Source organism: Roseococcus sp. GW821-FHT12F05, from assembly GCF_058806835.1.
On record NZ_JBXAQB010000031.1, the window covers coordinates 1 to 14,615 of the forward strand.

Below are 14,615 nucleotides of genomic sequence, written 5' to 3' on the forward strand. Positions count from 1 at the left end.
CCGTGGTGCTGGGCCGCCAGCGACAACGGCTGACCGTCACGCACGAGCCATAAGGGCCTCGTCGCCGCGCTTACGCTTCACCACTGTCCGGGTGGTAAGATGAGAATGCGTGGAGGAGATCACCGCGGCCCAGCCGCAGTTGGCAATCGCTGATCTGATCTCCTCCAGCGTTGCTCCGCTGTCGCTATCGAGCATGGCCACGTGGATCTGACGGGCATCGTCCTTATGGCGGCGCGTGCCAGCAAATACGGCAGGCACAATACAGGTGCCGGACTTCCGGCCGATCTCGTGAGTCGTCAGGGCTATCGACAGTTCCCCCCAACGCACCTCGCGGACGTCGGTCCACGGCGTCGTCTGATTGTAGACGCCAAAGGTGAGGCGTACGGGGCGATCCGAATCAGATCTCCCATCTGAATTGCAAACGTCGGTACCGAAATCAGGGGCTTCCGAACCGGGAGTGGGGCGAAAAGGCGACTTGTCCATGCACGCTCAGATGCCAGGGCGGCGTGGCAACTGGCTATCTCGCTAAACCCGTACATTCCCGCGAAATGATTTTACGGGTTTAGCGGGGGGGCACCCTTCGAAGCTTCCATATAGATCTTCGAAACATGATCAAAGACCGTGCGAAATGCTGGGGCCTTCATGGCAGGGTAGCGTTGCGAAAAGGCCGCTATGAGAGCGTCAGCGACATTCTTGTTTCCCGCTGTTCGCGGCAATTCGCGCGCGATGGCGACGAATTCGTCGAAGGGGAATGGCTTCCGACCACTGGCGCTACCGCTTGGTGTGCGTCGGGCAGCTCCGGTCGAAGGGATTATGGGAGAAGCGCGGCGGACAGAAAGGTCCACGATCAGCACACCAGTGCCGAATTTCACGCAGTTTCTCAGCCAATCGAATTCAAGGTGCCGAGCCCAGACGGGCGGAATTTCCATCATTGCAAGCGCCGGCGAAGGGAGCATGCTCAGGCCCTTCAACGTAAGCTCGCCACTCGCAATGCGACCTCGAAAGTCCTCCAGCGCTGCCTTTCGTGCCTCTGCATATACTCGCCACGCGTCGTTTCGCCTCGGATTATCCTCCATCAAAATTATGTACATGTCCCCCGAGCTTCCGAACGGGTGCAACTCGGTCGACGTGCCGGGTCCTCTCCAGCGCAGGCGCGCGTCCAATACGGTCTCCACAAGACGGGCGTCGGTCCACGCGAGCGCGGCGTCGACCAAAGACAGGTCTGTGGACGATGAGGATGTGCTCAAGTGAGAGTCGCGGCGAGATTGGGAGTGCATTGACGCATTCGGAGAACTTTATCCGGCGTAGACCGCCCAGCAATAGCGATGCGAAATCTGCTTACCCCAAGCTCCGAGATCATGCATGCAGACGATGAACGCGCAATTGCCGCCTCATCTCCGTGAGGTCTGCTCGATCCTCGCGCTCGGCGTACTGCGACTTCGCAGCCGCACTGCCGCGGAGTTCGACCGCGACCTCGGGGTTCACGGAGAGAGTTCGCTACACTTCGACCGAGACCAGAGCGGTCATGCGACGCCCGAGGAGGGGCAACTCGCATGACCCGAAACACAGCGCTGGCCGCACTGACACCATCAGCGCAGCCGACATTCTCCGCCATCCCAAAGACTGACGTGCTCGGCCGCCTCGCGGCGCTGCAAGCGTCACCTATCGCTCAGCTAAAACAGCAATGGCGAGAGCTCTATGGAAAGGAGCCGCCGCCATTCAGCCGATCGTACATTCAGAGCCGGCTCGCCTATCGGATCCAGGAGCTGGCCTATGGAGGGCTCAAGCCGGAGACCCGGGCGCGGCTCGAGGCGCTGGGCGAGCAGTTGGACGGCGGCAACGTTGTGCTCCGTAGGATCCGAGCGGACCACCGGCCGCTGCCCGGCACGCGCCTGATCCGCGAGCACGCGGGCGTCCAGCACGTCGTCACTGTCCGGGCCGACGATTTCGAGTTTGAAGGCCGGCCGTACCGATCGCTGTCTGCCATCGCGCGGCACATCACGGGCACGCGTTGGAACGGCTGGACCTTCTTCGGGCTGCGCAGCCGAGGTGACGCATGACCCGCAAGGCACGCGCAGAGGCGCTCATGCCGGCGATTGTCCGGAAGCTTCGCTGTGCGGTGTACACGCGCAAATCGACCGATGAGGGCCTGGACCGCGAGTTCAACACCCTGGACGCCCAGCGGGACGCCTGTGAGGCTTACGTGGCCTCCCAGCGGGCCGAAGGATGGGTCCTGGTCCCGGATCGCTATGACGACGGCGGGTTCTCCGGCGGTTCCCTGGACCGTCCCGCGCTGAAGCGGCTGCTGGTCGACATCGAGCAGGGCAGGGTGGACGTGATCGTCGTCTACAAGATCGATCGCCTCAGTCGCTCGCTGATGGACTTCGCGAAGCTGGTCGAGACGATGGAGGCGCACGGCGTCACCTTCGTCTCGGTGACGCAGTCCTTCAACACGACGACGAGCATGGGCAGGCTAACGCTGAACATCCTGCTGTCCTTCGCGCAGTTCGAGCGCGAGGTGATCGGCGAGCGCATTCGGGACAAGTTCGCCGCGTCCCGGGCGCGCGGGATGTGGATGGGAGGGAAGGTGCCGCTCGGCTACGACGTGCGGGACCGGAAGCTGATCCCCAATGATGACGAGGCGCCTCGGGTCCGCCGGGTGTTCGAGCTTTTCGTCGAGACTGGATCCGGCACTGTGACTGCCAGGCGACTGCGGGCCGAGGGCGTGACCAGCCGCTCGGGCCGGCTGCTCGACAAGGGCGACGTCTACAAGCTGCTGAACCTGCGGACCTACGTGGGCGAGGTGACGCACAAGGGGCAGGTGTTTCCCGGCGAGCATCCCGGCACCGTCTCGCGGGAGCTGTGGGACCAGGCGCACGCCATCCTGCAGACCAGCCCCCGCGTTCGGACCCAGCCACGGCAACATGCACCGGCCCTGCTGAAGGGTCTGATCTTTGGAACTGATGGTCGGGCGCTGTCACCGACGCATGCCGTGCGGCGAGGGCGGCTGTACCGCTACTACGTCGCCCAGCGGGTGCTGAAGGGCGGTGCCGCCGATGATGACAGCATCGTGCGTCGGGTGTCCGCCGCGGCCATCGAGACCGCGGTGATGGATCAGGTGCGCGCGCTCCTGCGGCAGCCGGAGATCGTGGTCGGCACGTGGCGGGCTGCGCAGGCTGACGCGCCTGACCTGACCGAGCAGGAAGCGAGGGAGGCGCTGCAACGACTGGATCTACTTTGGGGCGAGCTGTTCCCCGGTGAGCAGGCGCGGATCGTGCAGACCCTGGTTGAGCGGGTGACGGTGGGCCCGGCCGGCGCGGATATTCGGCTGCGGGTCGAAGGGCTCGCCGGACTGGTCCGCGACCTGGGTGCGATCAGTCCGCAAGCACTGGCGGCAGCATGAGCGAGGCGGAGAGCATCACCGTTCGGGTGCCGCTTGAGATCGGCCGGAAGGCTGGGCGCAAGACGGTCATCGTGCCAGTGCCCAAAGATGGCAATGAGGATGTGCAGTCGACGCGGTCCGACCCGGCGCTGCTCAAGGCACTGGCACGCGCGTTCCGATACCAGAAGCTGCTGGACGGGGGGCGGTACGGATCAATCACTGAGATGGCGCGCGCGGAGAGAATTGAGCGCGGCTATCTCGGCACGCTGCTGCGGTTGACGCTTCTGGCGCCCGATATCGTCGATGCAATCCTCGACGGGCTCGACTGTGAGGGGATCACCTTGCCGGCGGTGCTTGAGCCGTTTCCCGGAGATTGGACGCGTCAGCAGGATCTTCTGTTGGCTCCTTAGCACCACGAGGCTTGAGTCGGCTCTGCGCCCAAAGCGGCCATTCGACGGATTGCGCACAAGCCCGAAACCGGCCGTTCAGCCATGCGGCTGTGATCGACGAGAGAGCCCGACCGGCCTTTCAGTGGCATGTAAGGCGCTCCTGAAAACCGCCGCGATGCGTGTTATGGTCGGTGGTTGAAGGGCCTTCAAACGCGCAAATCATCCCGCGGCAGCCGGCCAGTTACGTCAGTTCATCCAGGAAGCTTCTCGCTGTTCGCAAATCGCTCGTGAAGAAGCCCTCCGTGAACTTGCCGTAGGTCGAGTCCAACAGGTGCCGCGCATCCTTTGTTCGCCCGCGGCCATGCCACAATCGCGCTAGGCTCATCGTCGCCCGCAACTCCCAGGACAGGGCATTCTGCCGGCGCGCCCAGTCGAGCGAGTTCTGGAAGCAGGCTTCGGCCCGTGCGACGGACTCCGCCTCCACCCCCCGGAGGATAATCTCGCCCTTGATCCGCAGCAGCTCTGCGATGCACCAGTTCTCTTCGGAGCATTGGGCAACGTCGAGCGCTCGGTCGATCATCCCGAGGCCCGTCTCGACCTCGCCGGCGCGGCTGAGACCCTCGGCCAGCTCTCCCAGGAAGGCCGTGTGGCGCATGTAAAAGGCGTTCTCTGGAAATTCGGCCAGTGCGCCGCGCAGATCCGCCACTCCATTCCATAACTCGCCTCGCCTGATCCGCAGGACGGCCTGGTAGCTTCGGCCCCAGAGGCGCCATACCCCGACCGCGTGCTGCCAGGGATGGTCCACCAGCAGGGCCGAGAACCGCTCCGTCGCCTCCAGGTCGCCGGCATACAGGGCGACAGGACAGGCGGATTGCGCCAACGCGTAGGACAGCGAGATGGCGTGGTCGAGCCGTCTCGCCTCCTCGATGTTCGTACTGACGACCTGCATGGCTTGGTCGGGAAACCCTTGGAGCCACAGGACGCAGGCCAACGGGATGCGTGCCACCACACGCTGGTCGAACTGGTATCGGACGAGGTGGGGCTGGTTAGACCGGGGCGCATAGCGTGCGAGCATCCGCTCGACATGCTGCCGGGACCGGTCCAGTTCCCCCAGCAGATAGAGGGAATAGCCCTGCATCCGGTCGGCCACCAACGAGTCCGCGGGATCGTCCGACGCCGCCGCGATGCGCGCGGATCGTTCGGCGATCTCTAGGCCGCGCCGGTTCCTGCCCTGGCTCTTCTCGTTGATCCAGAGGCCCCAGAGGCAGCGGAGCTGGTAGTCCGTGTTTCCCATGCCTTCAGCAATCGCCAGGGCATTCTCCCAGGCCCTGCCAACCTCCGGTGCGGGGGCCCATGTGTAGGTGAGCGCCCCGCCAAGGGCCACCAGGAGCCGGAGCTTGTCGTAGGCGTTGCTGCTTTCGGCGGCATTGAGGCCAGACAGCGCGGCCTCGACGAAGGCGCGGCATTCCTCATTCAGCGAGAGACGCGTCCAGAGCGGAATCGCGGCGATGGTGAGGGCCACGCCGAGCGTGGCGTCGCCGGCCAGGGCGAAGGCCCAGTCGAGGGCGGAACGCACGTCGTCGATCAGGTCGGCTTGGACGCCCCTCCATTCCTGAACGGGCCTCGGCGCCCGCTCGGTCTCGGCGAGCTCGGCCATGCGGAGGCAGTGCTCCGCATGCCGGCGCGAGAGCGGCGCCAGCTCGCCGCTCTCGGCGAGCTTCCTCCGGGCATAGGCGCGCGTGGTGCTCAGCAGCCGGTAGCGTGCCCCGGTCTCACCGAGATCCGCCGCCACGAGTGACTTCGCGACCAGGCTGCCCAGGTGACCGATCACCTCCGGGGCCGCAACGTCGGAGCCCGACGCCACGGCGACGGCCGCCTCGAAGGTGAAGCTCGCAGCGAAGACCGCGAGCCGGCGCAGCACCACGCGCTCCGGCTCCGTCAGGACCTCGTGGCTCCAGTCAAGCGTCGCGTCCAGGGTCTGGTGCCGCGGCAGCGCGGTGCGGCGGCCGCGCAGCAGCAGGCCGAAGCGGTCGTTCAGCAGGCCGGCGAGGCCGGCGATTCCGAAGACGTCGACGCGGCTGGCGGCCAGTTCGATGGCTAGCGGCAGCCCGTCCAGCCGGCAGCAGATCTCGGCGACGGCCGGAGCGTCCGCGTCGCTCAGCTCGAAGCTGTCGCAGCTCGCCGAGACGCGATCGAGGAAGAGCTGCACCGAGGAGAAGGCAAGGGCGTCGGCGGCGGTCAGCCGCCGGCCCCTGGGCGGCAGCGCGAGCGGCGGCAGGCGCTGGACCACTTCGCCCTCGGCCCCCAGCGGTTCGCGGCTGGTCGCCAGGACGTGCACCTGCGGCGCGGCGGTCAGGATCCTCTCCGCCAATCCCGCCACTGCTTCGACGACGTGCTCGCAATTGTCGAGGACGAGCAGCATCTGCCTGTCTCTCAGGAAGGCGACCAAGTTCGGGATCGTGTCGTTCGTCAGGCTGGAGACGCCGAGGGCGGAGGAGAAGGCGCTCGGAATCGCCTGGGGATGGGCCACAGGCGCGAGGTCGACGAAGCAGGCACCATCACGGTAGGAGGCGGCCAGCGTCTGGGCGAGCGCGAGGGCGACGCTCGTCTTGCCGATACCACCTGTGCCGACGAGGGTGAGGAAGCGGCATTGCGGCAGACGGGCCGCGAGCCTGGCCACAATGTCGGCGCGGCCGATCATTCGCGTGAGCCGGACGGGCAGCTCCATGCCGCCGCGCTTGACGGGGGTCGATGGGGCGGGCCCCGCTGCTTCCGAATGCCGCGTCACCGGCGCGACGAAGCGATAGCCGCGCCCGGCCACGCTGGCGATATAGGGCAGGCCCGCCTCACCCTCTCCCAGCAGCTTCCGGAGGCTCGCGATGTGTACGCGGAGATTGGCCTCGACGACGGTCGTGCCGGGCCAGGCGCGCGCCATCAGTTCCTCCCGGCCGATGACCTCGCCCGCGCGCTCCACCAGCAGGATCAGGATGTCGAGGGCGCGGCTGCCGATGCGGACCGGGCCGTCTCCCCGCAGCAGCAACCCCCGGTCCGGGAGCAGCCGGAAGGGGCCAAAACCCAGCAGCTTCGCCGGACTGGCGCTCGGCCTTCGAGGCATCCGACGCTCCTTTACGCGGATTTACAGCCCATCTTGGGCGAGGCGAGGGCTGCTGCCAATCAACTTATTGAAATAACGCAACAAACATTTGCGGGCGATACGGGCATGGGCGAGGCGGCCGGCGCAGCGGAATCTGCATCGATTTATTCGCCCCGGCGCGCGGCCTGGCCCAGGATATGCCCCGGAGACGACTGGAAGAATCCCGATCATCTCCATCCAATCCTGGCATGGAAAAGTCAAGATGTCTCCGCGAGCATCATCTTCCGCGCATCATGCTGATATATCGGCCGGTGTATGGCATTTTCTACTTCCCCATGATTTGTGGAATGCGGCCAAGGAAGGTCGAAAGCGTCGGGGATGTATTTGCCCTATTGTAACCGATCACGAGGTCGATCGTAGGCGCCTCCCCCTCCAGCGGCCGGCTGGTCACGGACCACGGCAGGAGCTTCTCCGCATAGGCCGGCAGCAAGGCAATGCCGCGGGTCGAGGCGATCAGCGACATGGCCATGGTCAGATTATGGACCCGGTGCGCGGGCTCGAGGTCGAGCTTGTGGGCGGCGAGATAGGCCTCGATGGCCTCCTTCATGGGGCCGGCCACGCTCGAGGCGCCGATGAACACCTCGTTGGCCAATTCCCGCACGTCGAAGCGCTCGCGCTGCGCCAGCCGATGGTCGCTCGGCAGGATGGCGACGAAGGGCTCGCGGGCCACGGTCACGTATTCCAGCTCGGGCCGCCCTGGCTCCGCGCGCATGAAGGCGATGTCGAGACGTCCGCTCGCCAGCCCCTCCGCCAGATCGGGCGAATGCTCGCTCGACACGATCATCTCGATGCGGGCCAGCTCGGTCCCGAGGAGGCGCGTTGCCTCGCTCAACCAGGTGACCTCCTGGCCGCTCAGGAAGCCGACAGCGAAGCCCGGCTTACGGGGGCGGGCGGCCCGGCGCGCCGCCTCGCGCCCGGCTTCGACCTGGGCGAGCGCCAACCGGGCGTGGTCGAGGAAGACCCGGCCTGCCTCGGTCAGCTCGACGCCGCGGGCGCTGCGGATCAGCAGCTGGGCGCCGAGCTCATGCTCCAGGTCGCGGATCTGCCGGCTCAGCGAGGGCTGGGCCGTGTGCAGCCGCCGCTCCGCGGCGACCGTGAGGCTGCGTTCCTCCGCGACGGCGATGAAATAGCGCAGGTGCCGCAGCTCCATGGGCCATGCCTCTCGGATATGGGCCGGAGCCTACAAAGTCTTTTTCCGGCGGACAACGCGACCCTAATTCCTGGCGCACGGGAGCCGGGTGGTTCGGCGAAATCCCCATCGATGCGAGGCGCCTTCATGAACGGATCTGTCGGCACGATCACGGGCGCCCTCGGCGGCGTCTTCGGCCGGAAATCCAATGCCGGACAGGCATCGCTCCCCGAGCTGCGGTCGCGCGGCGCCAAGGCCGCCTTCTCCGAGGCGGATCTGCGGAAGGAGGAAGATGTCCGCTGGCGACGGGACGGTCGCCGGAGAGATCGCCTTCCCGGCCTTGGAGAGGGCCAGCTTCATCATCGGCGAGATCATCCGGACCAACGGCGCGAAGCCGGCCAGATGACCTCTCTCCAAACCCCAGCCCACGAGATCAGGACCATGACGCAGCACACGCATCAGACAGCCCCCACCCAATTTGTGGAGGCCAACGGCATCCGCTTCGCCTATCGCCGCTTCGGCCGGCCGGGCGGTGTGCCGCTCGTGTTCAACCAGCACTACACGGGCACCATGGACTACTGGGATCCCGCCGTGACCGACGGACTCGCGCAGGGCCGGGAGGTGATCCTCTTCGACAATGCCGGCGTCTCCAGCAGCTCCGGAGAGGTTCCCACTTCCATCGACGAGATGGGCGCCAACGCGATCGCCTTCATCCGCGCCCTGGGGCTGGCGACGGTCGACGTGCTCGGCTTCTCGATCGGCGGCATGGTCGCTCAGGAGATCGCGCTCCAGGCGCCGGACCTCGTGCGCAGGCTGATCCTGGTCGGCACCGGTCCGCGCGGCGCCGACATGGCGGCCAGCCGGTCGGCGGAGATCTTCGCCGGCAGCTATGACCCGCCCGAGCATCTCTGGCTGGCCGTGCATTTCTCGCCCTCGGTCGCCGGCCGTGCGGCGGGCCTCGCCTTCCTCGAGCGCAAGTGGCGCCGGACGGATCGCGACGCGGAGGTGACGGAGGAGGCCGCCGCGCGCCAGCGCGAGGCCATCGGTCAATACATCGATGGCGGCGTGGGCGCTCAGAGCCAGCTCGCCTCCATTCGCCAGCCGACGCTGGTCGTGCAGGGAAGCAACGACGTGATCATCCCGACGATGAACTCCGTCGTCCTGCAGCAGAAGCTGCCGGATGCGCAGCTGATCCTCTATCCGGACGCCAACCACGGCTCCTTCTACCAGTATCCGGAGCTCTTCGTGCAGCACGCCAGGCTGTTTCTCGACGCCTGACGGGCAACCACCCGAACCACAGAACCGGCGGCTGTCGCCGCGGACCGACAGGTCCGCGAACCGGCAGACACGCCCTCAGGAAAGGAACCGAACCATGTCAGGTTCAACGGAAGTCACTACCGCCAGGCTCTACACGCCGCTCCGGCTGGGCGCCCACCAGCTCTCGCACCGGGTCGTCCTGGCGCCGATGACGCGGCTGCGGACGATCCAGCCGGGCGACATCCCGAGCCCGATGATGGCCGAGTTCTACGGCCAGCGCGCCTCCCGGGGCGGGCTGGTGATCGTCGAGGGCACCAGCATCTCCGTGCCAGCGCGCTCCTATCTCGGCGCGGCCAGCTTCTACCATGACGGCCAGGCGGAGGGCTGGAAGGCCGTCGCCGACGCCGTGCACCACAAGGGGGGCCGCGTCTTCATGCAGCTGATCCATGGCGGCCGGCAGAGCCATGTCAACATGACCGGCGGCGTCGCGCCGGTCGCGCCTTCGGTCGTGCCCTTCGAGGGCGTCGCGCTGACGCAGGACGGTTGGGTGCCCGTCTCGCCGCACCGTGCGCTTGAGACCGAAGAGATCGCTGATATCGTGGAGGAGTTCCGCATTGCGGCGCAGCGCGCCAGGGATGCGGGCTTCGACGGCGTCGAGCTCCACGGCGCCAACGGCTATCTCGTCGACCAGTTCATCCAGGACGGCACCAACCGGCGCACCGACGCCTATGGCGGGCCGATCGAGAACCGCGTCCGCTTCCTGCGCGAATGCGTCGAGGCGCTGATCTCTGTCTGGGGCGCCGATCGGGTCGGCGTGCGCATCTCGCCCTCCGGGGAGTGGGGCGGCATCTCCGACAGCGACCCGGAGGCGACCTTCAGCCATGTCGCGAAGGTGCTCGACGGCTACGGGATCGCCTATCTCCACGTGATCGAGCCGCGCATCAAGGGCGACGACACGCTGCACGAGGGCCATCCCCCGGTCGCGTCGAAATACCTCCGGCCCTTCTTCTCCGGGCCGATCATCGCCGCCGGCGGCTTCGACCGGGATGGCGCCGAGGCCATCGTCGCCGCCGGCACCGCGGACCTCGTGGCCTTCGGGCGCCATTTCACCTCCAACCCGGACCTGCCCTACCGGCTGAGGAACCGGCTGCCGCTCACCCCCTATGTCCGCGCGGCGTTCTGGGGCGGCGACGAGCATGGCTACACCGACTTCCCCGCCGTCGAGCCGCCCATCCTCGCTCCGGCCTGACCCCGGCTTTCACACCCCATCCCCAGGAGAAATCCCATGACACGCAAGATCGAGTTCGCCATGCCCGGTGGTCCGGACGTGCTGGAGTTCGTCGAGACCGGGATCCCGGCGCCCGGACCGCATGAGGTCCGGATCCGGGTGAAGGCGATCGGCATCAACCGAGCCGAGGCCATGTGGCGGGTGGACGACTACATCGAGCCCGTGAAGTACCCGGCCGGCCTCGGCTACGAGGCGGCGGGCATCGTCGATGCCGTGGGCGCCGAGGTCCAGGGCGGCTTCGCCGTCGGCGACGCGGTCGACGTCATGCCCTCGTTCTCGATGAACGACTACACCACCTATGGCGAGGTCATCCTCGCGCCGGACTACGCCGTCGTGCGCCAGCCGAAGCAGCTCTCCTTCACCGAGGCCGCCTCGGTCTGGATGATGTTCACCACGGCCTATGGCGCGCTGATCGAGGAGGCCAAGGTGGGCAAGGGCGACTTCGTCGTCATCCCGGCGGCGTCGAGCAGCGTCGCCCTGGCCGCGATCCAGATCGCCAACCTCGCGGGCGCGACGACCATCGCGCTGACCCGCACCTCCGCGAAGAAGCAGCAGCTCCTGGACATCGGCGCCGCGCATGTCGTCGCGACGGAGGAGACCGACCTGCTGGCGGAGATCATGCGGATCACCGAGGGCAAGGGCGCGCGCGTCGTCTTCGATCCCGTCGGCGGCCCGACCTTCTCGACGCTGGTCTCCGCGCTCTCCTTCGGCGGCATCATCTTCATCTACGGGCTGCTCAGCCCGGGCGTGACGGCACTGCCGGTGCTGGAGATGATCGCCAAGGTGGTGACGGTGAAGGCCCACAACATCTGGCTCACCAGCGGCGACGAGACGCGGCGGAAGGCGGCGGTCGAGTTCATCCTGAAGGGGCTGGAATCCGGCGCGCTCAAGCCGGTCATCGACCGCGTGTTCCGCTTCGACGAAATGCCGGACGTGCACCGCTATCTGGAGCAGAGCGGGCAGTTCGGGAAGATCGTCGTGACGGTCGGCGATTAGGCCTGATCTCCGGGGGCCGGCTCCTTCGGCCGGCTCCCATTCCCCTTTCATCCGGCGCCGCGGCGGACAGGCACATCGCCGCCGCGGGGAAGGAGCTCGTGCCATGACATCGCTTTCTGGAAAGACCGCCCTCGTCACCGGGGCGTCCCGCGGGATCGGCCGGGCGACGGCGCTGGCCCTGGCGAAGGCCGGGGCGCAGGTGCTCGTCCATTTCGGCAGCGCGAAGCCCGAGGCCGACGCCGTGGTCGCCGAGATCCGTGGCGCCGGCGGCAAGGCCGAGGCCATCCAGGCCGATCTCTCGGCCGCCGAGGGGCCGTATCGCCTTGGGGAGCGGGTGCGCGACATCGTCGGCGCGCGCCTCGACGTGCTGGTCGCCAATGCCGGCATCTCCAGGCCGGCCTCAATCGAGGAGACGAGCCTGGCGGATTTCGACCGCCTCTTCGCAGTCAATGTGCGGGCGCCGTTCTTCCTGGTGCAGCAACTGCTGCCCATCATGTGCAAGGGCAGCAGCGTCGTCCTCCTCTCCTCCCTGGGGGCGCGCGCGGTCGTCGGGACCATTCCGGCCTATGCCGCGACGAAGGGCGCCGTCGACACGCTGGTGACGCACTTCGCCGCGGCGCTCGGCCCCCGCGGAATCCGCGTCAACGGAGTCGCGCCAGGCATCGTCCAGACAGACATGTCCAACTTCACCAAGACCGAGGCCGGCCGCGACTACGCGCTGGGGCTGCAGGCGCTGAAGCGCCTCGCGGAGCCCCAGGACATCGCCGGCGCCATCGCCTTCCTCGCCTCCGACGAGGCGCGCTGGATCACCGGCGACATCCTGCATGTCGACGGCGGCTCGAAGCTCTGAAGAAGGCCTGATCATGTCGACCTCTCCCCCCGCATCGCGCTGGGCGGCCGTCTTCTCGGTCGCGCTCAGCGCCACGGTCTTCTGCACGACGGAATTCCTGCCCGTCGGGCTGCTCCGCTACATCAGCGAGAGCCTCTCGGTCAGCGAGGGCACGGCCGGAATCATGATGACCGCGCCGGGCCTGCTGGCCGCGGTCTCCGCGCCGCTGCTCACGTTGCTGGCGGGCCGCTTCGACTGGAGGCGCGTCCTGCAGCTGCTCGGGGCCTTCCTCCTGGCCTCGAACCTGATCGCAATGCTGGCGCCGAATTTTTGGTTGCTCATTCTTGCCCGGGCCCTGTTCGGCATCTCCATCGGCGGCTTCTGGGCCATCGGCGCCGGCCTGGGCGCGCGGCTCGTCGCGGAGCCGCAGGTCGGCCGCGCGACCTCGGTGATCTTCGCCGGCGTCTCGCTGGGGATGCTGATCGGCGGGCCCGCGGGCGCGCTGCTAGGCGATGTCTTCGGTTGGCGCGTGGCCTTCGGTGCCGCGCTCGCACTCTCCGGCCTGGCGTTAGCGGCGCAGCTGACGCTGCTGCCGGCGCTGAGGGTCGAACACCAGGTCCGCCCGCGCGACCTGCTCGGCATTCTGGCGACGCCGGCCGGGCGCCTGGGGCTGGGCGCGATGGCGCTGGTGCTGTGCGGCCAGTTCGCCTCTTACACCTACGTCACGCCCTTCCTGGCCGATGCCGCGGGCTTCGGCGGCACGGCGATTTCCTCGATCCTGCTCGGCTATACGCTGGTCGGGCTGGCCGGGAACTTCGCCGCCGGTTCGCAGGGGGCTGCGCCGTCTTCGGGCCACGCTCCTGGCGGCGATCGTCTTCATCGCGGTGCCGATCCTGATCCTGCCATCGCTGGGCGCGTCCCAGCCGGCCGTCCTCGCGGCGCTGGCGGTCTGGGGGATCGCCTACGGCGCGCTTCCCGTGGCGCTGCAGATGTGGATGGCGGCCGCGACGCCCGGCCTGCGCGAGGGTGGCATGGCGCTCTTCGTCGCCAATTTCCAGCTTTCGATCGCCCTCGGCTCCTATGCCGGCGGGGTCATCCATGACGGCGCGGGCCTGTCCGCCGCGCTGCATGCCGGCGCCGCGCTGGCCGTGGCCTCGGCGATCCTCGTCGCCTTCTTCGGCCGCCGGACGATGCCGGCCGCTCAACTCGCCACCTCCTGAGGGGCGAGCCTTTCCCTTCTCAAACACAAGGATACCGAGCATGAAGCTCTATCATTCTAGCGGCTCGCCGAATTCCCGCCGCGTGCGGATCCTGCTCGCCGAGAAGAAGCTCGACATCGAGCTTGTCCCCGTCGATCTCGGCTCCAAGGAGCAGTTCTCCGAGGCCTATCGCGCGATCAACCCGCGCCAAGTGGTCCCGGCGCTCGTCCTGGACGACGGCACCACCATCGGCGAGGTGCCGGCGATCATGCGCTACCTCGACGAGGCCTTCCCGCAGATCCCCCTGCTCGGCGCGACGCCGAAGGAGAAGGCGCTGATCGCGATGTGGGAGCGCCGGGCGGAGCTCGAGGGCTTCGCCGCCGTGATGGAAGGCGTGCGCAACAACGCCGCGGGGCTGAGGGGCCGTGCCATCTCGGGCCCCCATGGTTACGAGCAGATCCCGGCACTGGTGGAGCGCAGCAAGCAGCGTGTCGCGGACTTCTATGCGGATTTCGATGCGCGTCTGTCGGAGGTCCCCTATATCGCGGGCGACGGCTACTCAGCAGCCGATATCACTGCGCTCGTCACCGTCGACTTCGCGACGCGCGCCTTCTCAGTGCCGCTGCCCGATAGCGCAACGGCGATGCGGAAATGGTACGACGCCGTGACGCACCGGCCTAGCGCGACAGCCTGAGCCCACTCAAAGTCCAGCTGTCAGCCGCGACTCCTTTACGACTCCAGTCCGAAAGCAGCTCAAGGAGAAAAGGCGCTGCTGTTCTCAGCACGGAGTGGCTGCTTTATCATCGCTCGAAGCTGGAAGCCGACAGGCTGCTTCCGGCCAAACTCAGACACATTGGCGACGCGAGGTTATCCGCAGCTCGCGCACGTCATCAGCCCACGCTTCTCCCGTGCCGGTTGAACCAGGCGTCCACAGCGTAGGCAGTTCGTGCCGTCGTCGTTCTGGTCGAACGGGTCGGCTGTGATCGGCGTCG

The 14,615-nt window shown here is 67.4% G+C and carries 13 protein-coding genes; 10 read left to right on the forward strand and 3 right to left on the reverse strand.

Going from position 1 to position 14,615, the window contains the following annotated elements; all coding sequences use genetic code 11:
• Positions 1–36: 36 nt before the first annotated feature.
• Positions 37–483, reverse strand: coding sequence for a hypothetical protein (locus tag AC1ROY_RS33585; protein WP_493153316.1), 447 nt, complete (start codon positions 481–483; stop codon positions 37–39).
• Between the two features lie 1,070 nt (positions 484–1,553).
• On the opposite strand from AC1ROY_RS33585, the gene AC1ROY_RS33590 reads away from it, so the two are divergent.
• The 3 genes from AC1ROY_RS33590 to AC1ROY_RS33600 are packed head-to-tail and all read left to right on the forward strand — an operon-like array spanning position 1,554 to position 3,792.
• On the forward strand, positions 1,554–2,060 hold the full coding sequence (locus AC1ROY_RS33590) for a DUF2924 domain-containing protein (RefSeq protein ID WP_493153317.1): 507 nt from the start codon (positions 1,554–1,556) through the stop codon (positions 2,058–2,060).
• Complete coding sequence (locus AC1ROY_RS33595) at positions 2,057–3,403, forward strand: recombinase family protein (RefSeq protein ID WP_493153318.1); 1,347 nt, start codon at positions 2,057–2,059, stop codon at positions 3,401–3,403. Before AC1ROY_RS33590 ends, AC1ROY_RS33595 begins: the two co-directional genes overlap by 4 nt.
• A complete protein-coding gene (locus AC1ROY_RS33600; RefSeq protein ID WP_493153319.1) occupies positions 3,400–3,792 on the forward strand; it encodes a hypothetical protein in 393 nt (130 codons plus the stop codon). Before AC1ROY_RS33595 ends, AC1ROY_RS33600 begins: the two co-directional genes overlap by 4 nt.
• A 220-nt stretch (positions 3,793–4,012) precedes the next feature.
• Here the strand turns inward: AC1ROY_RS33600 and AC1ROY_RS33605 are convergent, their stop codons facing one another.
• Both AC1ROY_RS33605 and AC1ROY_RS33610 read right to left on the reverse strand, forming a co-directional pair.
• Positions 4,013–6,886 (reverse strand): ATP-binding protein, encoded by a 2,874-nt coding sequence (locus AC1ROY_RS33605; RefSeq protein ID WP_493153320.1) that lies wholly within the window; start codon positions 6,884–6,886, stop codon positions 4,013–4,015.
• A gap of 304 nt (positions 6,887–7,190) precedes the next feature.
• Positions 7,191–8,075: a LysR family transcriptional regulator gene (locus AC1ROY_RS33610; protein WP_493153321.1), complete on the reverse strand. Its 885-nt coding sequence runs from the start codon at positions 8,073–8,075 to the stop codon at positions 7,191–7,193.
• Between the two features lie 420 nt (positions 8,076–8,495).
• Between AC1ROY_RS33610 and AC1ROY_RS33615 the strand changes: the two genes are divergently transcribed.
• The 7 genes from AC1ROY_RS33615 (at position 8,496) to AC1ROY_RS33645 (ending at position 14,317) form a co-directional block, all read left to right on the forward strand.
• The gene (locus tag AC1ROY_RS33615; protein ID WP_493153322.1) at positions 8,496–9,332 is read left to right on the forward strand and encodes an alpha/beta fold hydrolase; all 837 of its coding nucleotides are present in this window, start codon (positions 8,496–8,498) and stop codon (positions 9,330–9,332) included.
• A gap of 94 nt (positions 9,333–9,426) precedes the next feature.
• Positions 9,427–10,560, forward strand: coding sequence for an alkene reductase (locus AC1ROY_RS33620; protein ID WP_493153323.1), 1,134 nt, complete (start codon positions 9,427–9,429; stop codon positions 10,558–10,560).
• 36 nt (positions 10,561–10,596) lie between these two features.
• On the forward strand, positions 10,597–11,595 hold the full coding sequence (locus tag AC1ROY_RS33625) for a zinc-dependent alcohol dehydrogenase family protein (protein ID WP_493153324.1): 999 nt from the start codon (positions 10,597–10,599) through the stop codon (positions 11,593–11,595).
• Between the two features lie 103 nt (positions 11,596–11,698).
• Positions 11,699–12,445, forward strand: coding sequence for an SDR family NAD(P)-dependent oxidoreductase (locus AC1ROY_RS33630; protein WP_493153325.1), 747 nt, complete (start codon positions 11,699–11,701; stop codon positions 12,443–12,445).
• Positions 12,420–13,526 (forward strand): MFS transporter, encoded by a 1,107-nt coding sequence (locus AC1ROY_RS33635; protein ID WP_493153326.1) that lies wholly within the window; start codon positions 12,420–12,422, stop codon positions 13,524–13,526. Before AC1ROY_RS33630 ends, AC1ROY_RS33635 begins: the two co-directional genes overlap by 26 nt.
• Positions 13,456–13,644 carry a hypothetical protein gene (locus AC1ROY_RS33640; protein ID WP_493153327.1) on the forward strand — a complete coding sequence of 63 codons (189 nt, stop codon included), beginning with the start codon at positions 13,456–13,458 and terminating at the stop codon, positions 13,642–13,644. Before AC1ROY_RS33635 ends, AC1ROY_RS33640 begins: the two co-directional genes overlap by 71 nt.
• Before the next feature lie 40 nt (positions 13,645–13,684).
• Entirely contained in the window at positions 13,685–14,317 is a 633-nt protein-coding gene (locus AC1ROY_RS33645; protein ID WP_493153328.1) for a glutathione S-transferase family protein, read from the forward strand.
• Positions 14,318–14,615: the final 298 nt, after the last annotated feature.

Bases quoted from the DNA above. Each gene is read 5' to 3' on its own strand.
- AC1ROY_RS33590 (WP_493153317.1), top strand. From the start codon at position 1,554: ATGACCCGAAACACAGCGCTGGCCGCACTGACACCATCAGCGCAGCCG.
- AC1ROY_RS33640 (WP_493153327.1), top strand. From the start codon at position 13,456: ATGGCGCTCTTCGTCGCCAATTTCCAGCTTTCGATCGCCCTCGGCTCC.
- AC1ROY_RS33610 (WP_493153321.1), bottom strand. From the start codon at position 8,075: ATGGAGCTGCGGCACCTGCGCTATTTCATCGCCGTCGCGGAGGAACGC.
- AC1ROY_RS33620 (WP_493153323.1), top strand. From the start codon at position 9,427: ATGTCAGGTTCAACGGAAGTCACTACCGCCAGGCTCTACACGCCGCTC.
- AC1ROY_RS33625 (WP_493153324.1), top strand. From the start codon at position 10,597: ATGACACGCAAGATCGAGTTCGCCATGCCCGGTGGTCCGGACGTGCTG.
- AC1ROY_RS33600 (WP_493153319.1), top strand. From the start codon at position 3,400: ATGAGCGAGGCGGAGAGCATCACCGTTCGGGTGCCGCTTGAGATCGGC.
- AC1ROY_RS33635 (WP_493153326.1), top strand. From the start codon at position 12,420: ATGTCGACGGCGGCTCGAAGCTCTGAAGAAGGCCTGATCATGTCGACC.
- AC1ROY_RS33595 (WP_493153318.1), top strand. From the start codon at position 2,057: ATGACCCGCAAGGCACGCGCAGAGGCGCTCATGCCGGCGATTGTCCGG.
- AC1ROY_RS33630 (WP_493153325.1), top strand. From the start codon at position 11,699: ATGACATCGCTTTCTGGAAAGACCGCCCTCGTCACCGGGGCGTCCCGC.
- AC1ROY_RS33585 (WP_493153316.1), bottom strand. From the start codon at position 483: ATGGACAAGTCGCCTTTTCGCCCCACTCCCGGTTCGGAAGCCCCTGAT.
- AC1ROY_RS33645 (WP_493153328.1), top strand. From the start codon at position 13,685: ATGAAGCTCTATCATTCTAGCGGCTCGCCGAATTCCCGCCGCGTGCGG.
- AC1ROY_RS33605 (WP_493153320.1), bottom strand. From the start codon at position 6,886: ATGCCTCGAAGGCCGAGCGCCAGTCCGGCGAAGCTGCTGGGTTTTGGC.
- AC1ROY_RS33615 (WP_493153322.1), top strand. From the start codon at position 8,496: ATGACGCAGCACACGCATCAGACAGCCCCCACCCAATTTGTGGAGGCC.